The organism is Streptomyces sp. NBC_00414, from assembly GCF_036038375.1.
In the GTDB taxonomy this organism is placed as follows: Bacteria; Actinomycetota; Actinomycetes; order Streptomycetales; family Streptomycetaceae; genus Streptomyces.
Genome location: NZ_CP107935.1, coordinates 5,107,522 through 5,126,448 on the forward strand (window position 1 = coordinate 5,107,522; position 18,927 = coordinate 5,126,448).

At 71.6% G+C, this 18,927-nt stretch carries 21 protein-coding genes and 1 tRNA gene; 14 read left to right on the forward strand and 8 right to left on the reverse strand.

Going from position 1 to position 18,927, the window contains the following annotated elements; genetic code table 11:
* Positions 1-49: 49 nt before the first annotated feature.
* From OHS59_RS22065 to OHS59_RS22085, 5 genes are all read right to left on the reverse strand, one after another.
* Entirely contained in the window at positions 50-1,996 is a 1,947-nt protein-coding gene (locus OHS59_RS22065) for a copper resistance CopC/CopD family protein (protein WP_328495132.1), read from the reverse strand.
* A 153-nt stretch (positions 1,997-2,149) separates the two neighbouring features.
* Entirely contained in the window at positions 2,150-3,007 is an 858-nt protein-coding gene (locus tag OHS59_RS22070; RefSeq protein WP_328495133.1) for an SDR family NAD(P)-dependent oxidoreductase, read from the reverse strand.
* Positions 3,004-3,483 (reverse strand): cupin domain-containing protein, encoded by a 480-nt coding sequence (locus tag OHS59_RS22075; protein WP_328499305.1) that lies wholly within the window; start codon positions 3,481-3,483, stop codon positions 3,004-3,006. The genes OHS59_RS22070 and OHS59_RS22075 overlap by 4 nt, the downstream gene beginning before the upstream one ends.
* A 119-nt stretch (positions 3,484-3,602) precedes the next feature.
* Positions 3,603-4,214, reverse strand: coding sequence for a GNAT family N-acetyltransferase (locus OHS59_RS22080; RefSeq protein ID WP_328495134.1), 612 nt, complete (start codon positions 4,212-4,214; stop codon positions 3,603-3,605).
* Entirely contained in the window at positions 4,211-6,400 is a 2,190-nt protein-coding gene (locus OHS59_RS22085; protein ID WP_328495135.1) for a penicillin acylase family protein, read from the reverse strand. The genes OHS59_RS22080 and OHS59_RS22085 overlap by 4 nt, the downstream gene beginning before the upstream one ends.
* Positions 6,401-6,558: 158 nt before the next feature.
* On the opposite strand from OHS59_RS22085, the gene OHS59_RS22090 reads away from it, so the two are divergent.
* From OHS59_RS22090 to OHS59_RS22100, 3 genes are all read left to right on the forward strand, one after another.
* On the forward strand, positions 6,559-7,317 hold the full coding sequence (locus OHS59_RS22090) for a siderophore-interacting protein (protein ID WP_328495136.1): 759 nt from the start codon (positions 6,559-6,561) through the stop codon (positions 7,315-7,317).
* 24 nt (positions 7,318-7,341) lie between these two features.
* Positions 7,342-7,947, forward strand: a complete 606-nt coding sequence (locus OHS59_RS22095; protein ID WP_328495137.1) for an HhH-GPD-type base excision DNA repair protein — start codon at positions 7,342-7,344, stop codon at positions 7,945-7,947.
* 127 nt (positions 7,948-8,074) lie between these two features.
* The gene (locus tag OHS59_RS22100; RefSeq protein WP_328495138.1) at positions 8,075-8,746 is read left to right on the forward strand and encodes an HdeD family acid-resistance protein; all 672 of its coding nucleotides are present in this window, start codon (positions 8,075-8,077) and stop codon (positions 8,744-8,746) included.
* A gap of 573 nt (positions 8,747-9,319) precedes the next feature.
* Here OHS59_RS22100 and OHS59_RS22105 read toward each other — a convergent pair.
* The gene (locus OHS59_RS22105) at positions 9,320-9,514 is read right to left on the reverse strand and encodes a hypothetical protein (RefSeq protein WP_328495139.1); all 195 of its coding nucleotides are present in this window, start codon (positions 9,512-9,514) and stop codon (positions 9,320-9,322) included.
* Positions 9,515-9,613: 99 nt separating this feature from the next.
* Here OHS59_RS22105 and OHS59_RS22110 point away from each other — a divergent pair, with 99 nt between their 5' ends.
* A complete protein-coding gene (locus tag OHS59_RS22110; RefSeq protein WP_328495140.1) occupies positions 9,614-9,769 on the forward strand; it encodes a hypothetical protein in 156 nt (51 codons plus the stop codon).
* Between the two features lie 122 nt (positions 9,770-9,891).
* Here the strand turns inward: OHS59_RS22110 and OHS59_RS22115 are convergent, their stop codons facing one another.
* Positions 9,892-11,511, reverse strand: a complete 1,620-nt coding sequence (locus tag OHS59_RS22115; RefSeq protein WP_328495141.1) for a helicase HerA-like domain-containing protein — start codon at positions 11,509-11,511, stop codon at positions 9,892-9,894.
* 173 nt (positions 11,512-11,684) lie between these two features.
* Here OHS59_RS22115 and OHS59_RS22120 point away from each other — a divergent pair, with 173 nt between their 5' ends.
* The gene (locus OHS59_RS22120; protein ID WP_003999914.1) at positions 11,685-11,981 is read left to right on the forward strand and encodes a type II toxin-antitoxin system VapB family antitoxin; all 297 of its coding nucleotides are present in this window, start codon (positions 11,685-11,687) and stop codon (positions 11,979-11,981) included.
* A gap of 267 nt (positions 11,982-12,248) precedes the next feature.
* Positions 12,249-12,863, forward strand: a complete 615-nt coding sequence (locus OHS59_RS22125) for a LytR C-terminal domain-containing protein (RefSeq protein ID WP_328499306.1) — start codon at positions 12,249-12,251, stop codon at positions 12,861-12,863.
* Positions 12,864-12,949: 86 nt separating this feature from the next.
* Here the strand turns inward: OHS59_RS22125 and upp are convergent, their stop codons facing one another.
* The gene (gene upp / locus OHS59_RS22130) at positions 12,950-13,585 is read right to left on the reverse strand and encodes a uracil phosphoribosyltransferase (protein WP_328495142.1); all 636 of its coding nucleotides are present in this window, start codon (positions 13,583-13,585) and stop codon (positions 12,950-12,952) included.
* A gap of 256 nt (positions 13,586-13,841) precedes the next feature.
* On the opposite strand from upp, the gene OHS59_RS22135 reads away from it, so the two are divergent.
* The 8 genes from OHS59_RS22135 to OHS59_RS22170 all read left to right on the forward strand — a co-directional run bounded on the left by OHS59_RS22135 (position 13,842) and on the right by OHS59_RS22170 (position 18,864).
* Positions 13,842-14,024 carry a hypothetical protein gene (locus tag OHS59_RS22135; RefSeq protein ID WP_328495143.1) on the forward strand — a complete coding sequence of 61 codons (183 nt, stop codon included), beginning with the start codon at positions 13,842-13,844 and terminating at the stop codon, positions 14,022-14,024.
* Between the two features lie 435 nt (positions 14,025-14,459).
* The gene (locus OHS59_RS22140; protein WP_107020535.1) at positions 14,460-15,014 is read left to right on the forward strand and encodes a tRNA adenosine deaminase-associated protein; all 555 of its coding nucleotides are present in this window, start codon (positions 14,460-14,462) and stop codon (positions 15,012-15,014) included.
* A gap of 128 nt (positions 15,015-15,142) precedes the next feature.
* Complete coding sequence (tadA, locus tag OHS59_RS22145; protein ID WP_328495144.1) at positions 15,143-15,574, forward strand: tRNA adenosine(34) deaminase TadA; 432 nt, start codon at positions 15,143-15,145, stop codon at positions 15,572-15,574.
* 99 nt (positions 15,575-15,673) lie between these two features.
* A tRNA-Ser gene (locus tag OHS59_RS22150) sits at positions 15,674-15,758 on the forward strand.
* A 194-nt stretch (positions 15,759-15,952) separates the two neighbouring features.
* On the forward strand, positions 15,953-16,132 hold the full coding sequence (locus OHS59_RS22155) for a hypothetical protein (protein ID WP_267028048.1): 180 nt from the start codon (positions 15,953-15,955) through the stop codon (positions 16,130-16,132).
* A gap of 112 nt (positions 16,133-16,244) precedes the next feature.
* Complete coding sequence (locus tag OHS59_RS22160) at positions 16,245-16,538, forward strand: Dabb family protein (RefSeq protein ID WP_328499307.1); 294 nt, start codon at positions 16,245-16,247, stop codon at positions 16,536-16,538.
* A 303-nt stretch (positions 16,539-16,841) separates the two neighbouring features.
* A complete protein-coding gene (locus OHS59_RS22165; protein ID WP_328495145.1) occupies positions 16,842-17,720 on the forward strand; it encodes an RNA polymerase sigma factor SigF in 879 nt (292 codons plus the stop codon).
* Positions 17,721-17,964: 244 nt separating this feature from the next.
* Complete coding sequence (locus OHS59_RS22170; protein WP_107020512.1) at positions 17,965-18,864, forward strand: RNA polymerase sigma factor SigF; 900 nt, start codon at positions 17,965-17,967, stop codon at positions 18,862-18,864.
* Positions 18,865-18,927 lie beyond the last annotated feature (63 nt).

Sequence of the window (18,927 nt, forward strand, 5' to 3'; positions counted from 1 at the left end):
GTCGACGGCCCAGCGGCCCAGCGGCTCAGCTGCTCAGCTGCTCAGCTGCTCAGCGGGCGATCTTCACCTGCCGGGTCTCCGACACCTGGTCGATGTCCGACGTACGGATGGTGACCTTCATCGTCCAGGTGCCGGCCAGGGGCAGGTTGAGGGACCGGGTCCCCCAGTAGCCGCCCTGGTCGGTGAGCTTGGCGTCGATGGGGCCGATCTTCTGGGCCTTGAGGGTGAAGGAGAGCCGGATCTCGGGGACGGTGGCGATGCCTCCGTCAGGGCCGATGACGACCGCCTCGACGGTGTTCTCGCCGACGCGGCCCGGCTCCAGGACGATCTGGACCTTGCCGTGGCCGCCCGGGGTGCCGACGTCGAAGGGGATCAGGGTCGTGGACGCGGTCGGGGCGCCGCCCGCGCCGCCGGCCGTGGTCTCGGCAGCCGCCGCCGTCTCCAGCTCGGCTCGGCCGGGCTGGGTGCCCGTCAGCACCGTCGTGACGACCAGTACCGCCACACCCACGACGACTTCGGCGAGGACCGAGCGGCGCAGCTGCCGGTGCCGGGCGCCGGCCTCTTCACCGGCGCTTGGGCCCCCTTCGCCGGTATCAGGGGTGTCAGGGCCCTGGCCCTCTCCACCGGCATCCGCGCGGTCAGCCTTCTTCGGAGCCGTGTCGGAAGTCGCGTCCGAGGCCGTCTCGGAAGTCGTCTCGGAAGTCGCGTCCCCCGGGGCTCCGGCCATCGCCGGCACGCGTACCTTCGACGGCCGTCGTGCCACGTCGTCCGTCGTCAGACTGGCCGTCCATCGGCGCGAGAAGCCCGCCGCGGCCAGCAGCAGCACCACCGTGCACACCTTCGCGACCAGGATCCGGCCGTACGAGGTGCCGAACACCGCGTCCCAGGAGCCGAGTCCGCGCCAGGACTGGTAGACGCCGGTCAGCACCAGGACCGTCACCGAGATGAACGCGAGACGCGAGAAACGGTGCACGGTGTCGGCCGGGAGCGGGGTCTCCGAACGGTGGAGCGCGGTGAGCAGCGCGCCGAGACCGCCCAGCCAGACCGCCATCGCCAGCAGATGCAGCACGGTCGACGTCATCGCCACCGGCACCTGGATGCCCGCGGACGCGTGCTCGGCGACGGCCCAGGTGCCCGCCAGGGCGACGGCCAGGAACCCGCCGACCGCGAGAACGACAGGCGCCGGTGCCGGTGCCGGTCCCGCGGACCCGGACCGTCGCAGTGCGGCCTCCGTCCGTACGAGGAAGACCGCCGCCCCCGCCAGCAGCACCAGCCGCGCGAGCAGCGCCCAACCGGGCCTGGTGGTCAGGGTGTTCTCGATGAGGGCCGGGTCCAGGAGGGTCGACGGGCCGGTGCCGCGTTCGTACGGGCCGCGCAGGAGGACGAGGACGACGGTGGTGCCGAGGAGGGTCCACCAGCCGGCGCGGACGAGTCCTCGCAACGGTTCCGGGCTCGGCGGCCGGCAGGCGAGGACGAAGACGGCCACGCCGATGAGCAGGGCGACAGCGGCGTACGCGGCGTAGCGGGCGATGTCGTAGAGGGCGCCCGAGGCGGGGTTCACGGCGGGCTCGGCGGAGATGGCCGCCGTCGTCTCGGAGGGCTCGCCGATGGAGAAGGTGAAGGCGCCGGAGATGGGGTGGCTGTCCGCCGAGACGACCCGCCAGGCGACCGTGAACGTACCGTCGGGCAGACCGTCGCGGAGCCGTACGCGGACCTTGTCGGAGCTGCCGGGGACGTGCTCCGTGTCGCCGGCGTTGACCCTGCGGTTCTCGGGGCTGAGGACGCGCAGCGAGTCGTCGGTTATGCCGACCGACTCGGTGAAGGTCATGGTGACCTCGCGCGGCGCGCTCTGCAGGACGGACCCCTCACGGGGGTCGGTGTTCCGCACGGCCGAGTGGGCGGACACGGAGGTCGCGCCGCCCAGCAGAAGCACGAACAGCGTGCCGAGCAGGGTGACGAGGGCCGCGGCCCGGTGTGTACGGCGCACTCGGCCCACGTCGGCTCTCCCTGCTTGTCGTGCTTCCCGTGCTCGCGTCCTGCGGTTTCGTGCTCGTCCTGCGGTCCCGTGCCCGTCGCGCGTACGTCCGCGGCCTCTGGGGGAGTACGGATGTACGCGGCACGTTGTTCAACACGGTCGTCGCCCCGCGGCTCACCACGTCGGCCGTGCCGAGACCCCTCCGTCCACGACCAGGTCGTGCCCGGTGATCCAGGAGGCCATCGGCGAGGCGAGGAACACACAGGCGTCGCCCACGTCCTCCGGACGCCCCAGCCTCCCGGTGGGGACCGCCTGTCGCCAGCGCCGTACGCCCTCCGGCCACGCCTGCGCGAGGCCTTCGCGGTCGATCAGCCCCGGGGAGACGGTGTTCACGCGGATTCCGTAGGGACCGTACTCCAGGGCCGCCGAGCGGGCGTGCATGACGACGGCGGCCTTCGACGCGGAGTAGTGCGCGTGGTGCGGGGCGGGGTGCGTGGCCTCGATGGACGCGATGTGGGTGATGCTGCGCACACGTCCACCGGGTTCGCCGCTCCCCTCACTCCCCTCGTTCGCCTCACTCCCGTCACTCCCGTCACTCCCGTCACTCTCGGCCCGCATCAGTTCGGCGGCGGCCTGCGTGCACGCGAACACGCTCGACACGTTGGCGTCGACCACCGCGCGCCAGTCCGCCACCGTCATGCCGGGCAGTTCCTGGACCGGTTGTACGCCCGCGTTGTTGACCAGGGCCGTCAGCAGCCCGCCTCCCCAGTCCGCGGCCTCGCGCACCACCCGGCGGCACTCGGACTCCACGGTCAGGTCGGCCCGCAGGGCCACCGCGCGGCCGCCCGAGCCCGTGATGAGGGCGACGACCTCGCCCGCCGCCTCCGCGTTCGTACGGAAGTGGACGGCCACGGCCGCGCCCGCCGCCGCGAACCGCAGCGCGATCCCCCGCCCGATGCCGCCCCCGGCCCCGGTGACCAGCGCCACCTGGCCGTCGAGCAGGCCGTCGGCGTGACCGGACGCGCCCGTCACGGCCGGCTCAGCGCGGTGATCCGCGCCGCCTCCGCCGGGTAGCGGGCGGCGAGTTCGGGGCCGTTGCCGTGCTCGTACCCCTCGTAGGTGAAGCCGGGCGCCATCGTGCAGCCGAAGAACGACCAGGCGCCGTCCCCCGCGACCCGCGCGCCCATCCAGCTGAGCGCGGGCACGGTGAACTGGACGTGCTGGCCGCCGAGGACGTCCGGGCCGAGCAGGACCGTACGGGACGTGCCGTCGGGGGCGAGGAGCAGCAACTCCAGCGGGTCCCCCAGATAGAAGTGCCAGGTCTCGTCGGCCGGAAGGCGGTGCAGGGCGGAGAAGTCGCCGGGCCGCGAGGTCAGGAGGGCCACTATCGCGGTCCCCTCGGGCCGTCCGTCGGGGAGTTCGGGGCCCGCCCAGGTACGGCGGAAGAGACCGCCCTCCTTGGGGATGGGCTCCAGTCCGTAGTGAGCGGCTAGGGCTTCGGGAGTGATGTCATCGGCCACCCCCCGACCATGCCCCACGGGGAGTCGCCGACGCGTCCTCCGGCGCGCGGCCCGCGGCTCGTGGCGTGCCGCGCACGGCGTGCGGCATGCGGCATGCGACATGCGATCTACGTGACGGCGTCCACCCTTGTGAGGAAGGCCAGTCGGGCCTTCTTCTCCGGCAGGTGCACCTCCGGGAGGTCGATCTCCGGCAGCACGATCGGCGGGCCGAGCACGAAGCCCTGACGGAGCAGGCGGGTGATCGCCTTCTCGTTGCGGATGTCGGGCTCGACCACGACCCGCGGCCGGTCGAGGACGCGCAGGACGTACGTGGTGAAGGCAGTCAGCAGGGCGGTGCTGTGGCCGGACCTGCCGGTGCCCTCGGGTGGCGGGCCGATCAGCAGGTGGACACCGATGTCGCCGGGCTCCACCTCGTAGCACTCGCTGACGCGGTCGGCCTCCGGTTCGTACGTCTGGAAGAGCGCGGCCGGTTCGCCGTCCAGGACGGCGAGGAACGCGTGGTGCGTGTCGAGCGAGCCGAGGTGCCGGTAGGTCTCCAGCACCTGCTCCCTGCTGAAACCGCCCATGCCCCAGAACCGGGCGCGTTCGGCCGTCACCCAGGGGTGGAGCACGTCCAGGTCGGCTTCGGCGTCCACGGGCACGATGCGGACGGTGCCGAGACCGTCGACGGCCTCCTCGTGGACGGCCGCGCGGTCACGGAAGGTCGCGTACGACGTCATGCGTTGCCCTCGTTCTCGTTCTCGTACTTGTAGTTGTGCTGGTTCGCGTACTCGTCGCTCTTGCTGAGCTGGTCCCAGTCGGTGATCACGGGGGCGAGTTCTCCGCCGAGCCACAGGGGGAGCTGGTCGCGGTGGTGCGGGGCGCCCGGTACGCCCGAGGTGCCGAACGGCACCACCCAGAGGCTGTCCTCGCGCCGTGCCACGTCCCAGACGTAGCGGGCCGCCGGTCCTCGCGCGGCCCGGTCGGTGAGACCCGGCACGGCCGAGGTGCACAGCACGCAGTCATGATCGCCGGCGAGCCCCGGCTCACTTCCGTCGTACGCGGGGTCCGGCACCGCCCGCCACGGAGCGAGGCGGTGGGTGTCGCCCCAGACCCCTTCCGGCGGGTCCCCGGCGACCTCCTCCACGGCCGCCCTGACGACTTCGGCGCGGTCGATCCCGTACAGCTTCTCCGTGCTGAGGAGGTTTTCGAGGGCGAAGGCGACCCGGGGGAGGAGCGCGAGCCAGGGGCGGAACACCTCGGCGTACGGCGGGGGTTCGGTCAGCGGGGCCAGTGCGGGGTGGGCGGCGAGGCGGCGTACGACGGCGCTGCGGATCGCCGCGTAGACGGCCGCCTCCGTGCTGTCGGCGGCCATGTGACGGTCCCAGCGCCGGAGCTTCTCGCGCAGGGCGGCGGCTTCCGGGCTGAGGCCGTCGAGGGCGGCGAGGTGGTTGAGCAGCGGGGCCGCTGAGGCGAGATGGGTGTCCATGTGGAGGGCTGCCATGTCGGCGGCCCTCCAGTCCTTCCTCGCGTCGAGGAGTGCGCGCAGGCGGTCGGCCCGGTGCGGCGGCGCGAACTCGACGCCGAGGGGGGTGGCGGGGCCCCGCTGGTTGGCCATGACCGCGATGCCGTCGTCGACCGTGCCGCGCGGCATGGGGGCGTACCAGCCGTGCCATTCGTGGCCGGGCTGCCAGGCCGGGACGATCCGGGTGCCGTTCCGCGGGTCCCGCACCGGCACCCGGCCCGCGACGCGGTGCAGGAGGCCGCCCTCGGTGTCGGCCGCCTGGACGACGTTGACGGGCTCGGCCCAGTCGTCGAGGGCGCGGTCGACGTCGGCGACCCGGCGGGCGCGCAGGAGGGGGAGGAGGGCGCCGAAGCCGAGGTCCTCGCAGACGCGGGGCGGGTGGCGGAGGCTGATGGGGCCGGTCCGGTCCCCACGGTCGTCGGCGTCGGCATCGACATCGACATCGGCGCAACCGTCCGCGTCGGCGTCGATGACGACCGGGCCGCGGTCGGTCTCGATCACCTCGATCTCGACGGGGTCGCCGCCGGCCACTTCGATCAGTTCCGTGTGACGGGTGGCGGGGTGCCATTCCCCGTCCGGGCCGAGGGCCTCGACCGGTTGGCCCCCTCCGTGTCGGCCGCCGCCGGGCGCCCGCCGGAGCCGCTCCCGGTACAGGTCCTGGTAGTCGGCCATGGCGTTGGTGATCGCCCAGGCGACCGTGCCGGTGTGGCCGAAGTGGGCGATGCCGGGGACGCCCGGTACGGCGAGGCCCACGACGTCGAACTCCGGGCAGGAGAGGCGGACTTGCTGGTATACCCCCGGCGCCTCGATGTACCGGTGCGGGTCGCCCGCGATGACCGGCTGCCCGGTGGCGGTGCGCTCGCCGGTGACGAGCCAGCCGTTGCTGCCGGAGGTGCCGGGCCCGTCGGTGGCGAACAGACCCACGGCGTCCGGACCGAGGTGGCGTACGACCTCCTCGCGCCACAGCTTGGCGGGGAACCCGGCGAACAGGATGTGCGCGGCCAGCCAGACGCCCAGCGGTGTCCACGGTTCCCACCGGCCGGGCGCGAGCCCGACGACCGCGAACTCGGGTGCGCGGCGGGCGCCTTCGGGCAGGCCCTGGTTGACCCCGTCGACGTACGCCCGGACCCAGGCGGCCGTCTCGGGGTCCCGTCTCTCCAGGGCCGTGAAGCACCGTCTCGCCGTGTCGTCGAGCAGTGCCTGTCTCGCGAACCGGTCCCAGCCGAGCGCGTCCGCGCCGAGGAACGCGGCCGAGGTGCCGCGTGCCCTGTGCCGCTCGACCTCGATCTGCCAGGCGCGGTCGAGAGCGGTGGCCCGGCCCTGGACGCGGGCCAGTTCGAGCACGTCGTCCGCGCGCAGGTGCGGGACGCCCCAGGCATCGCGGTAGATCTCGGCAGTCATCCTGCGGCTCCTCTTGGTCTCGACTGTGGTCGCGACCGGTGTTCTCGAACGTCGCTCGAACGTTGATCTCGACTGTTGTTCTCGAACGATGGTCTGGATTTAGGTTAGGCTCACCTAAGTAGGGTGTGTCGGAATCGTACGCGAAGGGTGAAAACGCCATGGGGCAGGGGCAGGGGCACGGCTGGGAGGGCGCGGTCCTCAAACTGTTCCGGGGCAAGGACTTCACGTTCACGGTCCTGGGCGCGGAGGACGTCACCGAGCACTACCGCAGGCTGCGTCTCTCCGACGGCGGCATGCTCGCGGCGACCGGGACGCACCCGACGATGTGGGTGCGGCTGTGGTTCGACAACGCGGGCAAGCCGCACCAGCGGGCGTACACACTCGTGGACCCCGATCCGGCCGCGGGCACCTTCGGCCTGGAGTTCGCGCTGCACGAGGGGTGCGCGAGCGACTGGGCGCGGTCCGCGAAGGCCGGGGACACGATCGAGGCCACGATCCAGGGCACGGGCTTCACCGCGCCCGACCCGGCCCCCTCCCATGTGCTGGCCATCGCCGACACCGCCTCGCTCCCCGCCCTCAACTCCCTGCTGGGCGCGGTGGGTCCGGCGCCCGCGACGATCTGGTTCGAGACCGCCGGGAGTGGTGTGGACGGCTCAGCGAAGGGCACGGACGGTCTGCCTCTGCGGGTGGACCCGGCCCGGCACGACCTGCGTACGGTCCCCCGGCTCGACCGGGGCGCGCACCTGGTGGCGCAGGTGCGGGCGGCCGTGCCGGAGCTGCTGAAGGGGACCGCCGACCCTTACGTCTGGATCGCCTGCGACACGGCCACGACCCGGTCGCTGGCCGCGTACTTCCGCAAGGAACTGGCCCTGCCGAAGCAGCGGGTGAACGCGCTGGGGTACTGGCGAGCGGCCTGAACCCGCACGCGCGATGATCGGGACATGGACGTCACCCTTCATCTCGCCCAGCAGCCCGAGGCCGACGAACTCCTCGGGCGCAGCCCGCTCGCCGCGCTCGTCGGCATGCTGCTCGACCAACAGGTCCCGATGGAATGGGCGTTCGCGGGCCCGTACACGATCACGCGGCGGCTCGGCGGGGACGATCTCGACGCGCACGAGATCGCGGCGTACGAGCCCGAGGCCTTCGCGGCCCTGCTGTCCGCGAAACCGGCCGTGCACCGCTACCCGGGCTCGATGGCCAAGCGGATCCAGCAGCTGTGCCAGTACCTCGTGGAGCACTACGAAGGGGACGCGGCGAAGGTCTGGGAGGGCGCGGAGGCGGGCACGGAGACGGGTGCGGAGCTTCTGCGGCGGCTCAAGGAGCTGCCCGGGTTCGGTGCCCAGAAGGCCCAGATCTTCCTCGCCCTGCTGGGCAAACAGCTGGGCGTGCGCCCGACGGGCTGGCGCGCGGCCGCGGGTGCCTACGGCGAGGCCGAGTCCTTCCGCTCGGTCGCGGACATCACCGGCCCGGAGTCACTGACGAAGGTGCGCGCGCACAAGCAGGAGATGAAGGCGGCGGCGAAGGCGGCGAAGGCCTCCGGCGGGTGACGCGGCCGAGCAGGGCGGGGCGGGCGTTCGGCTCCGTACGGGATCCGGAGGCGGGTCCGCCGGCCGTCCCGAGTGACGGAGCCCGCGCCCGAGTGGCGGGAGCCTGCTTTCCGGCTGAGCATGAGGCATGGCCGAGGTACCGAGTGGCGGCCCCTGGGGGCCTGAATACGACGACCGTCGGGTCCACGCGACCCGTGACCCGCGCCGGACCGGTGATCTCCACGGCCCGGACCGACTCGAAGGTCCCCTCTTCCTGCTCTCCCGCACCGCCTGGCAGGCCGTGCTGGTCGCCGGGATCGCAGCGCTGGTGCTCGGCGTCCTGATGCTGGTGTGGCCGGAGGCGACGCTGCTCGCGGCGGGTGTGCTCTTCGGGCTCTACCTGCTCTTCAGCGGCGTACTCCAGCTGGCCTCCGCCTTCGGGACGCACACGGCGACCTCCCTGCGGGTCATGGCCTTCATCAGCGGAGCGCTGTCGATCCTGCTGGGCCTGTTCTGCTTCCGCGGCGCGATGCAGTCGATCCTGCTGCTCGCGCTGTGGATCGGCATCGGCTGGCTGTTCCGCGGAGTCACGCACACCCTGGCCGCCGCGTCCGACCCTTCCGTGCCCGCCCGGGGCTGGCAGATCCTCCTCGGGATCCTCAGTTTCCTCGCCGGTGTCGTCCTGATCGTCTCCCCCTTCGAGTCGGTGGCCGTCCTCACCGTCGTCGGCGGCTGCTGGCTGCTCGCCCTCGGCATCACGGAGATCATCACGGCATTCCGCATCCGCGCACGGGCCCGAGCGGTGCCGCACACGGTCTGAGCGGGGGCCGGGGCCTCTGGCCCCCGGACTCCCGGACTCCCGGACTCCCGGACTCCCGGACTCCCGGACTCCCGGACTCCCGGGGTCCCGGGGTCCGGAGACCCGGACCCCGGGGCTCAGAGGCCCGGACGCCCGGCGTTACGGAGGCCCGGGGCCTGGAAACCCGGACGCCCGGCGTTACGGAGGTCCGGGGCTCGGAGACCCGGACGCCCGGCGTATCGCGGCCCGGGAGGTCGGAGACCCGGACAGCCGGTGTTTCGCGGGCCCGGAGGCCGGAGACCCGGGGCTCGGAAGCCCGGACGCCCGAACGCCCCGCGTTTCGGAGGCCTCGCGCTCGGAAGCCCGGACGCCCAGACGCCCGCGTTCCGTGAGGAGGCCTACGCCAAGCGAGCGGTTCTCGGGGTGCGGCCGATGCACCGGGCACCCCGACCGGGGACATGACCTCTCATGAGCCCCGACCGGTTCGTCCCGGGTACTCCGCGCCGGCCCGCCCGGCAGCGGTTCCTCGTGACGCTCGCCGTGCTGCTGTGTGCGCTGTGCGCACTGTGCGCGGCCGGTTCGGCGGGCGGGCACTCAGGCGTCCGTACGGCCCCGCCCGCCGCCGTCTCCACCGAGTCCGGTGCCGAACTCCCCCACGACGCCCAGGACACCGCCCTCCGCCCGGCCGCCCGCCAGGGCCACCGTTCCCTCGTACCCCTGCGCCCAGCGCACCGGCCCGCCGCCGGGCGCCCCCGCCCGCGGCCCCGCTCCCTCCCCGCGCTCCACCACGCCCCCTCCCCACGTGCCCAGCGCTGCATGGTCCTCCGCTGCTGAGAAGTCCGGCTCCGACCGGACCGCTCCCCCCAGCAGCACGAGAGGACCCTTTTCATGCCGATGGACCCGTACGCGATCCTGCGCGCCCTGGTACGCGCCGAATCCCTCCGCAACGCCCCGAAGCCGTCCCCCGAAAATCGTCAGGCCGCACCGAAACCGCCCTCCGAGCAGCAGACCCCGCCCCGCCGGGCGGACGGCGACCACGGCTGAGGCTGAACCGGCCGGTCCTGGCGGCGGGGGCAGAGGTGGGGCGGGGGTGGGGCGGATTGTTCCGCCCAAGCTTGTTCCGCCCCCGCTGTTCCGCCCCCGCCGCCAGGGGCAGGGAACGCCGGCTACCGCCTGCGCCGGGCCGTACCGAAGACCGACCGGGTGATCTCCCGCCCGATCTGCGTACCCAGGCTGCGGGCCAGCAACTTGAAGACACCGCTGCCGACGACCTGCTGGACGACGGAGGGGTTCTCCTCAGCCTCACCCTCCGCCTTGCGGGCGCGGCCCCCACCCGCACCGGGAGCCTGCGCCGCGGACTCCCCACGGCCCTCCGCCCCCGCACCCGCCGCCCCGGCCGGACCCGACGCCGTCTCCGCCCCCGTGGCAGCGGCCGTCTCCGCCGCCGTCAGCTTCTCGTACGCCGATTCGCGGTCGACCGCCTGGGCGTAGCGCGCGTACAGCGGCGACCGCTCGACCGCCCGGTCGAGGACGGCCGGGTCCACCGGACCCATCAGGGACACCGGTGCCCGCAGCCGCGTCGCCGCGACGGGTGTCGGCGCGCCCTTCTCGCTGAGGACGGTGACGACGGCCTCCCCGGTGCCCAGTGCGGTGAGGACCTCCTCCAGGTCGTAAGGGGAGTCGGGGAAGGTCTTCACCGTGGCCTTGAGCGCCTTCTGGTCGTCGGGGGTGAAGGCGCGCAGCGCGTGCTGCACACGGTTGCCCAGCTGGGCGAGGACGTCCCCGGGTACGTCCTTCGGGGTCTGCGTGACGAAGAAGATGCCGACCCCTTTCGAGCGAATCAGCCGGACGGTCTGCGTGATGGCGTCCAGGAAGGCCCGGGAGGCGTCGCCGAAGAGCAGATGCGCCTCGTCGAAGAAGAAGACGAGCTTCGGCTTGTCGACGTCACCGACCTCCGGAAGGTCGTGGAAGAGGTCGGCGAGCAGCCACATCAGGAACGTGGAGAAGAGCTGCGGCTTGTCCTGCACCGCGGGCAGTTCCAGGACCGAGACCGTGCCCCGGCCGTCCTGCGCCACCTTCAGCAGCTCGTTCGTGTCGAACTCGGGCTCCCCGAAGAACGGGCTCATCCCCTGCGCCTCGAACGCGGTCAGCGAGCGCAGGATCACCCCGGCCGTGGTCGTGGAGAGCCCGCCGATGCCCTTCAGCTCGGACTTTCCCTCGTCGGAGGTCAGGAAGGTGACGACCGCGCGCAGGTCCTTCAGGTCGACCAGCTCCAGGCCCTTCCGGTCGGCGTAGTGGAAGATCAGGCCGAGCGACTGCTCCTGCGTCTGGTTGAGCCGGAGCACCTTGGACAGCAGGACCGGTCCGAAACTCGTGACGGTCGCGCGTACGGGGATGCCGTGGCCCATGCCCCCGAGGGCGTAGAACTCGCACGGGAAACCGGCCGGCGTCCACTCCTGGCGGACCTCCGAGGCCCGCGCCCGCACCTTGTCGTTCTCCTGCCCCGGCGCCGAGATCCCGGAGACGTCACCCTTCACATCCGCAAGGAACACCGGCACCCCCTGCGCCGACAGCTGCTCGGCGACGAGCTGCAGGGTCTTGGTCTTGCCGGTGCCGGTGGCTCCGGCCACCAGCCCGTGGCGGTTGAGCATCCCCAGCGGGATCCGGATCTGCGCGTCCGGCAGGCACCGGCCGTCCCACAGGAGGGCGCCCAGATCGAGCGCGGGTCCCGGGAAGGCGTACCCGGAGGCGATCTCCAGAGCCGGCTGCGGGTCACTGTCAGTCATTCAAGGCCCCTGTTCCCGGTTTCCCCGAGACCGTCCTGGACCCGATTCCGAAAGGATCATGAACGGGTGATCCGGGAGAATTACCGGTTTGCCCATATTTACGACGTCATTTCCAGCGTCGCACTCCGGCGCCATGGCTGCGCCCGGAAGCTCTTGGCCGGTAGGCTTTCCGTGTGATCTTCAAGCGCATCGGAAACGGACGGCCGTACCCCGACCACGGCCGGGAAAGCACCCGGCAGTGGGCGGATGTCGCGCCGCGCCCGGTCCGCCTCGATCAGCTGGTGACGACCAAGGGCCAGCTCGACCTGGAAACGCTGCTCGCCGAGGACTCCACGTTCTACGGCGACCTCTTCGCACACGTCGTGAAGTGGCAGGGCGATCTGTACCTGGAGGACGGCCTGCACCGCGCCGTCCGCGCCGCGCTCCAGCAGCGCCAGGTGCTCCACGCCCGCGTCCTCGAACTGGACTGAGCTCCTCCCTCACCCGGTTCCCCCCTGGGTCGCCCGGGACCCGGTGCCCCGCGGGTCGCTCACGCGTGCACGGAGCCGTCCCGAGGGCGACCCCTGCCCGGATCCCACGCCCGGGTCACCCACTGCTCGGGCCACCCCCTGCTCGGGTCATCACCTGCCCGGGTTGGCCCTTTTGGGTTGGACTGAGCCCCGGTCAATGATCATCTAGTAGGCATCGCCGCTTCGGCGCACTACGCTGCGCCCATGAGCATGCTCACTCCCCCTGGCATGGGCGGCCAGTACCGGATCACGGGGGACAAGTACCCACGGATGCGCAGAAACCGGGGGCGCCGCAGGATCGTGCTCGCGGTGGTCGCCTCCGTCGCCGCACTCGGACTGGCCGGCTGGGGAACCCTGCAGCTCATCGACGTCTTCACGGGCGGCGGCGACAAGGCGTCCGCGGCCGGTACGGCGCCGGGCTGCAGGACGTCGCCCTCGCCCTCCGCGAGCCCGGTCAAGGCCGTGCCCGAGCCGGGCCGGATCACCGTGAACGTCCTCAACGCCACGGCCCGCAAGGGCCTCGCCAAGGCCACCGCGGACGAGCTGAAGAAGCGCGGCTTCAAGATCGGCTCGGTGGGCAACGCGACCAAGGCGTACGACAAGAAGGTCGACGGGCCCGGCATCGTGCTCGGCGCGAAGGCCGCCGCCGACGCCGCCCTCCCCGTCCTCGCGACCCAGCTCACCGGTGCCGAGCTGAAGACCGACACCCGGGCCAGGGCCGCGGAGGTCGACCTGATCCTCGGCAAGGGCTACAAGGCCCTGACGACGAAGAAGGACGCCGACAAGGCCCTGACCACTCTGGCCAGGCCCGCACCGGCGCCCTCGGCGAAGAAGGACTGCTGACGGCACCGCCGCCCAGGACTGCTGACCGACGAGGCTGAGGACCGCGGGTCCTCGGCCTCCTCGCGTCCTCGGCCGATCGGGTCCGGCTATTCGGCCGTGCCGTACATACGGTCGCCCGCGTCGCCCAGGCCCGGGACGATGTAGCCGTTCTCGTTCAGGCGCTCGTCGACCGACGCGGTCACGACCGTGACCGGGGCGCCCGCGAGCTCGCGCTCCATGACCTCGACGCCCTCGGGGGCGGCGAGCAGGACCACGGCCGTCACGTCGTCGGCACCGCGCTTGATCAGTTCCTGGATCGCCGCGACGAGCGTGCCGCCGGTGGCGAGCATCGGGTCCAGGACGTACACCTGGCGCCCGGAGAGGTCCTCCGGCATACGGGTCGCGTACGTGGACGCCTGGAGCGTCTCCTCGTCGCGGATCATGCCGAGGAAACCCACCTCGGCGGTCGGCAGGAGACGCACCATGCCGTCGAGCATGCCGAGACCGGCGCGCAGGATCGGTACGACGAGAGGCCGCGGGTAGGACAGCTTGACGCCCGTGGTGCCGGACACCGGGGTCTCGATGTCGACCTGCTCGGTGCGTACGTCCCGCGTGGCCTCGTAGGCGAGCAGGGTGACCAGCTCGTCGGCGAGCCGACGGAAGGTCGGGGAGTCGGTGCGGCGGTCGCGCAGCGTGGTGAGCTTATGAGCGACCAGGGGGTGGTCGACGACGAGGAGACGCATGCCCACCAGGGTATCCGGGCCCGTCCTGGCCGCCTGTCGCCCGTCACCACCCGGTTCGGATCCGGTGCACGGTCCGGTTGCACTGTCCGGTGCTCTGTCCGGTGCGCGATCCGGTTCGAGAACCCTCGCCGATGGGGTCGGGAGCACTTCGCCGATGCCGTCGAGAACGCTTCACCGATGCCATCGCGCAAACCTCCGCTGGCATCAAACCGCCCGACGGGGGGAAAGTGGGAGGGACCGACTGGGGGTGTTGCCGATGCCGGACCCGGAGCAACGAAACCGGGAAGACCTGGAGAGCGACGCCCAGCGCCGCAGGCGCCGGGCCCAGTTCCTGCGCGAGCTCACGGAAGCGCGCGAACTGCGCGACCGGGTGCAGCCGCGGCGGGCGAAGACGGCCCGGCTGCGCCACGCCATGCGCATGCGCACGTTCCGCTGGTGACCGTGCGCCCGGCAGCCGCTCCCGCCGCCCTCGCCGTCCGAGGGGTCTGTCCGGCGATTCCCTTCCGGCAGGCCCTTTCGACGGCCCCTGTGCCGGGCCCCTCGGGCCCGCCCCCGGCACGCCCGTAGGGGCACCGCGCCGCGACCCGCCGGGCAGCCTCCGGACAGCCGCGTACGAAGCCGGGTCCCGGCGGCGTACGATCCCGCTGTCGGTGGGCGCCGGGCGCCCAGGTGAGGCCGTGCGGCGGTGTGACGCGAGCGCCACGCGACCGGGCGCGAGGACGCGACCGGGACACAGCGAGCCGAAGACCTCTCCTGAACGCTCTGTTTCTGCCACGATTCCGAGTGGGCGGGGCTCGGAGCACGTACCCCCCGCCCGCAACCTCCGCCGGGGGGATCCCCAACCGGCACGCCTAGGACCAGTGGGAGAGTCACGGTGTACTTCGCCGCACTGCTCGCGCGCACCGAAGACGGGTGGGAAGCGAGCGACACAGAGCTCGACGATGTGGAGACCCTGTCGGATCTAGCCGACCTGGCCCGCGAAGCCTCGGTCGACGACGACACGGTGCTCGTCTTCATCGAGCAGGAGGACGCTTGGTTCGGAGTCGTCCGCGTGGACGGCGAGGAGGACCCTCGCATCTACGTCTCGGACGGCGCGGCCGCCGCCCGCAGTTCGTACGGCGAGATCCTGCTCACGGACGAACTGCTCGGAAGGGAGCCCGGCGACGACGACGTCGCCGACCTGGACTCCCTCGACCTCGACGGTACGGAGGACGGTGAACCCGAGGACGAGACCGACGACGACGAAGAGGACGACGTCGGCACCACCTCCAAGGGTGAGACCGTGCCGTCCGGACCCATCGGAGACCGCGAGGTCCTCACCGACCTCGGTGTGAGCGAGAAGGAGTTGCTGGCCCTGGACAGCACCGACGCACTCGGCGAGATCGCCGAGGTCCTCGGGGCGGCAGAGGTCCTGGAGACCGTCCGCTGACTCCGTCGACCCCACCGCAAGAACAGGATCCCGGACAGGACCCTGTACCTGTCGACCCTGTACCCGTCGACCCTGCGCCCGCCGGCTCCGTACCCGTCGATCCCGTACGCGACCGGTGGCGGCCCGCGATGCGGCTCGCCCTGGACGAGGCCGGAATCGCGGGCCGGGGCAAGGACGTACCCGTCGGTGCCGTGGTGCTGGCCCCGGACGGCACGACCGTGCTCGCCACCGGGCACAACGAGCGTGAGGCGGCCGGTGACCCGACCGCCCACGCCGAGGTGCTGGCGATCCGGCGGGCCGCCGCGAGGACCGGGGAGTGGCGGCTCAACGGCTGCACGCTCGTCGTCACCCTCGAACCCTGCACGATGTGCGCCGGCGCGATCGTGCAGTCCCGCCTGGACCGGGTCGTCTACGGCGCCCGGGACGAGAAGGCGGGCGCGGCCGGCTCCCTCTGGGACGTCGTCCGCGACCGCCGGCTCAACCACCGGCCCGAGGTGATCGCCGGCGTGCTCGACGAGGAGTGCGCCCGGCTGCTCACGGAGTTCTTCCGCGGCCGCTGAACCACTCCACCGCCCCCTTCCCGCCTCCCTCGTCCCGCCCGGACCGACCGCCGCATACGGATTTCCGAGCACGGCCCATCGTGGGCTAGGATCTCTCTCGGTAGCGTGTCCGAGCGGCCGAAGGAGCTCGCCTCGAAAGCGAGTGTGGCGCAAGTCACCGAGGGTTCAAATCCCTCCGCTACCGCAGGTAGATGAAGGGCCCGGTCCATTGGACCGGGCCCTTCGTGCGTCCCCGTTCCCGGCCTTTCCCGCGCTGCCGAAAGATCGTCAGATCAACTGCCTGGGGATACACTCGCCGCCGACAACAGGGCCCCCAACAGGCACAGCGGACACTGCGGGCACTGCGGACACAGACAGCAGGCACAGGGGGAGGCCGCGATGGCGGTGAATTCGAAGAAGATCGCCGTCTACGTGGTCGTGGTCTTCGCGCTGTACGTGATCATCACTGACCCCGAAAACGCGGCGGACTACGTCCAGATAGGCTTCGAGGGCATCTCGAACGCCGCTCAGTCCGTCGGTGACTTCATGACGTGGATAGCCGACGGGGCCAAGGACTAGCCAGGCCCGCACGGCCGGTACGACGGGCAGGACCGGCTCGGCCCGCACGGCCGGCGTCGGGAGGCGAGCGGCCGCCGCCGTGGCCGTATCCCCGTTCGCCCTGGGAGTGCACGTGATCCGCCACCTGGTCCTCTTCAAGCTCAACGAAGGCGTCGAGCGGGAGACCCCGCGCGTCGTCGCGGGCGTCGCCGCCTTCCGCGCGCTCGACGGGCAGATTCCCGAGCTGAAGTTCTGGGAGTGCGAGTGGAACATCACCGACCGCCCGATCGCGTACGACTTCGCGATCAACTCGGCGGTCGAGGACACGGACGCCCTCAAGCGGTACATCGAGCACCCCGCCCACCAGGCGGGCGTCGCACTGTGGCGCGAGTTCGCCACGTGGGTGATCGCCGACTACGAGTTCTGAGCCGCGCCCCGCACGGACCATCGGCCCCTCGCCCGAACGGCGGGGGGCCGTTCCCTGTCCAGGACCCGGTCCGGGCCTCACTCGAAGCCGCCCCGAGGCCGGCTCGAACCCGCTGCGGACCGGTCCCGGATCCCGTTGCGGCGCCGCTCCGCGCTCAACACGGAGTGATGAGGTGCTTGCACACAGTGCACATGTCTTGTGATGCTATGACCGCTTTTGACCGATGAGTTGACGCATGTGTCTGACGGACGTCGTTCGGACTTGTGTTTTCACGGGTTGACGGACCCAGAGGTGGAGTTGACCGTGCCGGCCAGTACCGCGCCTCAAGCACCTCCCCAAGCACCTTCACAGCAGAAGCCGCAGGCCCTCGAACGGCTCGACGAGCCGGGCGACCCCCAGGAGCCGAGTCCGCAGCGGCGCCGCGGGGCCGACACCCGGGCCCTCACCCAGGTCCTCTTCGGCGAGCTCAAGAACCTGGAACCCGGCGCCCCCGAGCACGGCCGGGTACGGGCCGCGCTGATCGAGGCGAACCTCCCGCTCGTGCGGTACGCCGCCGCCCGCTTCCGGTCGCGCAACGAGCCCATGGAGGACGTCGTCCAGGTCGGGACCATCGGGCTGATCAACGCCATCGACCGCTTCGACCCCGACCGGGGCGTGCAGTTCCCGACCTTCGCGATGCCCACCGTCATCGGGGAGATCAAGCGGTACTTCCGCGACAACGTCCGCACGGTCCACGTACCGCGCAGGCTGCACGAGTTGTGGGTGCAGGTGAACAGCGCCACCGAGGACCTCACGACGGCCTTCGGGCGCACGCCCACGACCGCCGAGATCGCCGAGCGCCTGCGCATCGGTGAGGACGAGGTCCTGGCCTGCATCGAGGCCGGACGCTCGTACCACGCGACCTCCCTGGAGGCCGCCCAGGAGGGCGAAGGGCTGCCGGGCCTCCTCGACCGGCTCGGCTTCGAGGACCCCGCGCTGGACGGCGTGGAGCACCGGGACCTCGTACGGCATCTGCTCGTCCAGCTCCCCGAACGCGAGCAACGCATCCTGCTGCTGCGCTACTACAGCAATCTGACGCAGTCACAGATCAGCGCGGAACTCGGAGTCTCACAGATGCATGTGTCAAGGCTGCTCGCCCGCAGTTTCGCTCGGCTGCGATCCGCAAACAGGATCGAGGCGTAACTCCGGGGAGCGAATCGCTTCCAAGGCCTTTTCCCGACGTTTCTGCGTCGAAAAACTGTCAGACCCCCCTTTTCCAGGGCCTATTCACCCCTCTTGTGTCGACATGTCACTACAGCGTGTTGCCGACATGTGACATTCTTCCGGTGAAGCGTTTGCCGCGGCCCCGCCTCCGGTATTCAGGTGGAGGCTGCGTTCCTTCGACGGGAGCGTCCGCCGCGACCGTCCGCGACCCAAAGGGGGTGGCATGTCCGCAGACCAGGGCAGCTCGAAGGTGCTCACGCTCACGAAGAGCGAATCCGCGCCCGACGTGCTTCACAGTGTCGTTGTCGAGGTACCGGCCATCCCGGCCGCGGAAGCCCCGGCCTTCCCCCCGACCCCGGAAGTGATCGACACCCGCACTCTGTCCCGTTCCCTGTTCCTGCGGCTCGCCGCACTCGACGAGAACAGCCCCGAGCGCGGCTATGTGCGAGACACACTCATCGAACTCAACCTCCCGCTGGTGCGTTACGCGGCCGCTCGTTTCCGGTCGCGCAACGAACCGATGGAGGACATCGTCCAGGTCGGCACGATCGGGCTGATCAAGGCGATCGACCGCTTCGACTGCGAACGGGGCGTGGAGTTCCCGACGTTCGCGATGCCCACCGTCGTGGGCGAGATCAAGCGGTTCTTCCGGGACACGTCGTGGTCGGTGCGCGTGCCGCGCCGGCTCCAGGAGCTGCGACTCGCGCTGACCAAGGCCAGTGACGAGCTCTCCCAGAAGCTGGACCGCTCGCCGACCGTCGCCGAACTCGCGGTCGTGCTCGGGGTGTCCGAGGAGGACGTGGTCGACGGCCTGGCCGTGGGCAACGCCTACACGGCCTCGTCCCTCGACTCCCCGGCTCCCGAGGACGACGGCGGCGAGGGCTCCCTCGCGGACCGCCTCGGCTACGAGGACACGGCACTGGAGGGCGTCGAGTACCGCGAGTCCCTGAAGCCCCTGCTGGCCAAACTCCCGCCCCGCGAGCGGCAGATCATCATGCTCCGCTTCTTCGCGAACATGACGCAGTCGCAGATCGGCGAGGAGGTCGGCATCTCACAGATGCACGTCTCCCGGCTGCTCACGCGGACGCTGTCCCAGCTGCGGGAAGGCCTCATCTCCGACTGACCGCCGTACCTCCCACCCGGGGCTTCATAATTGACGGACCGTCAGTCACACTGGCGCGATGCG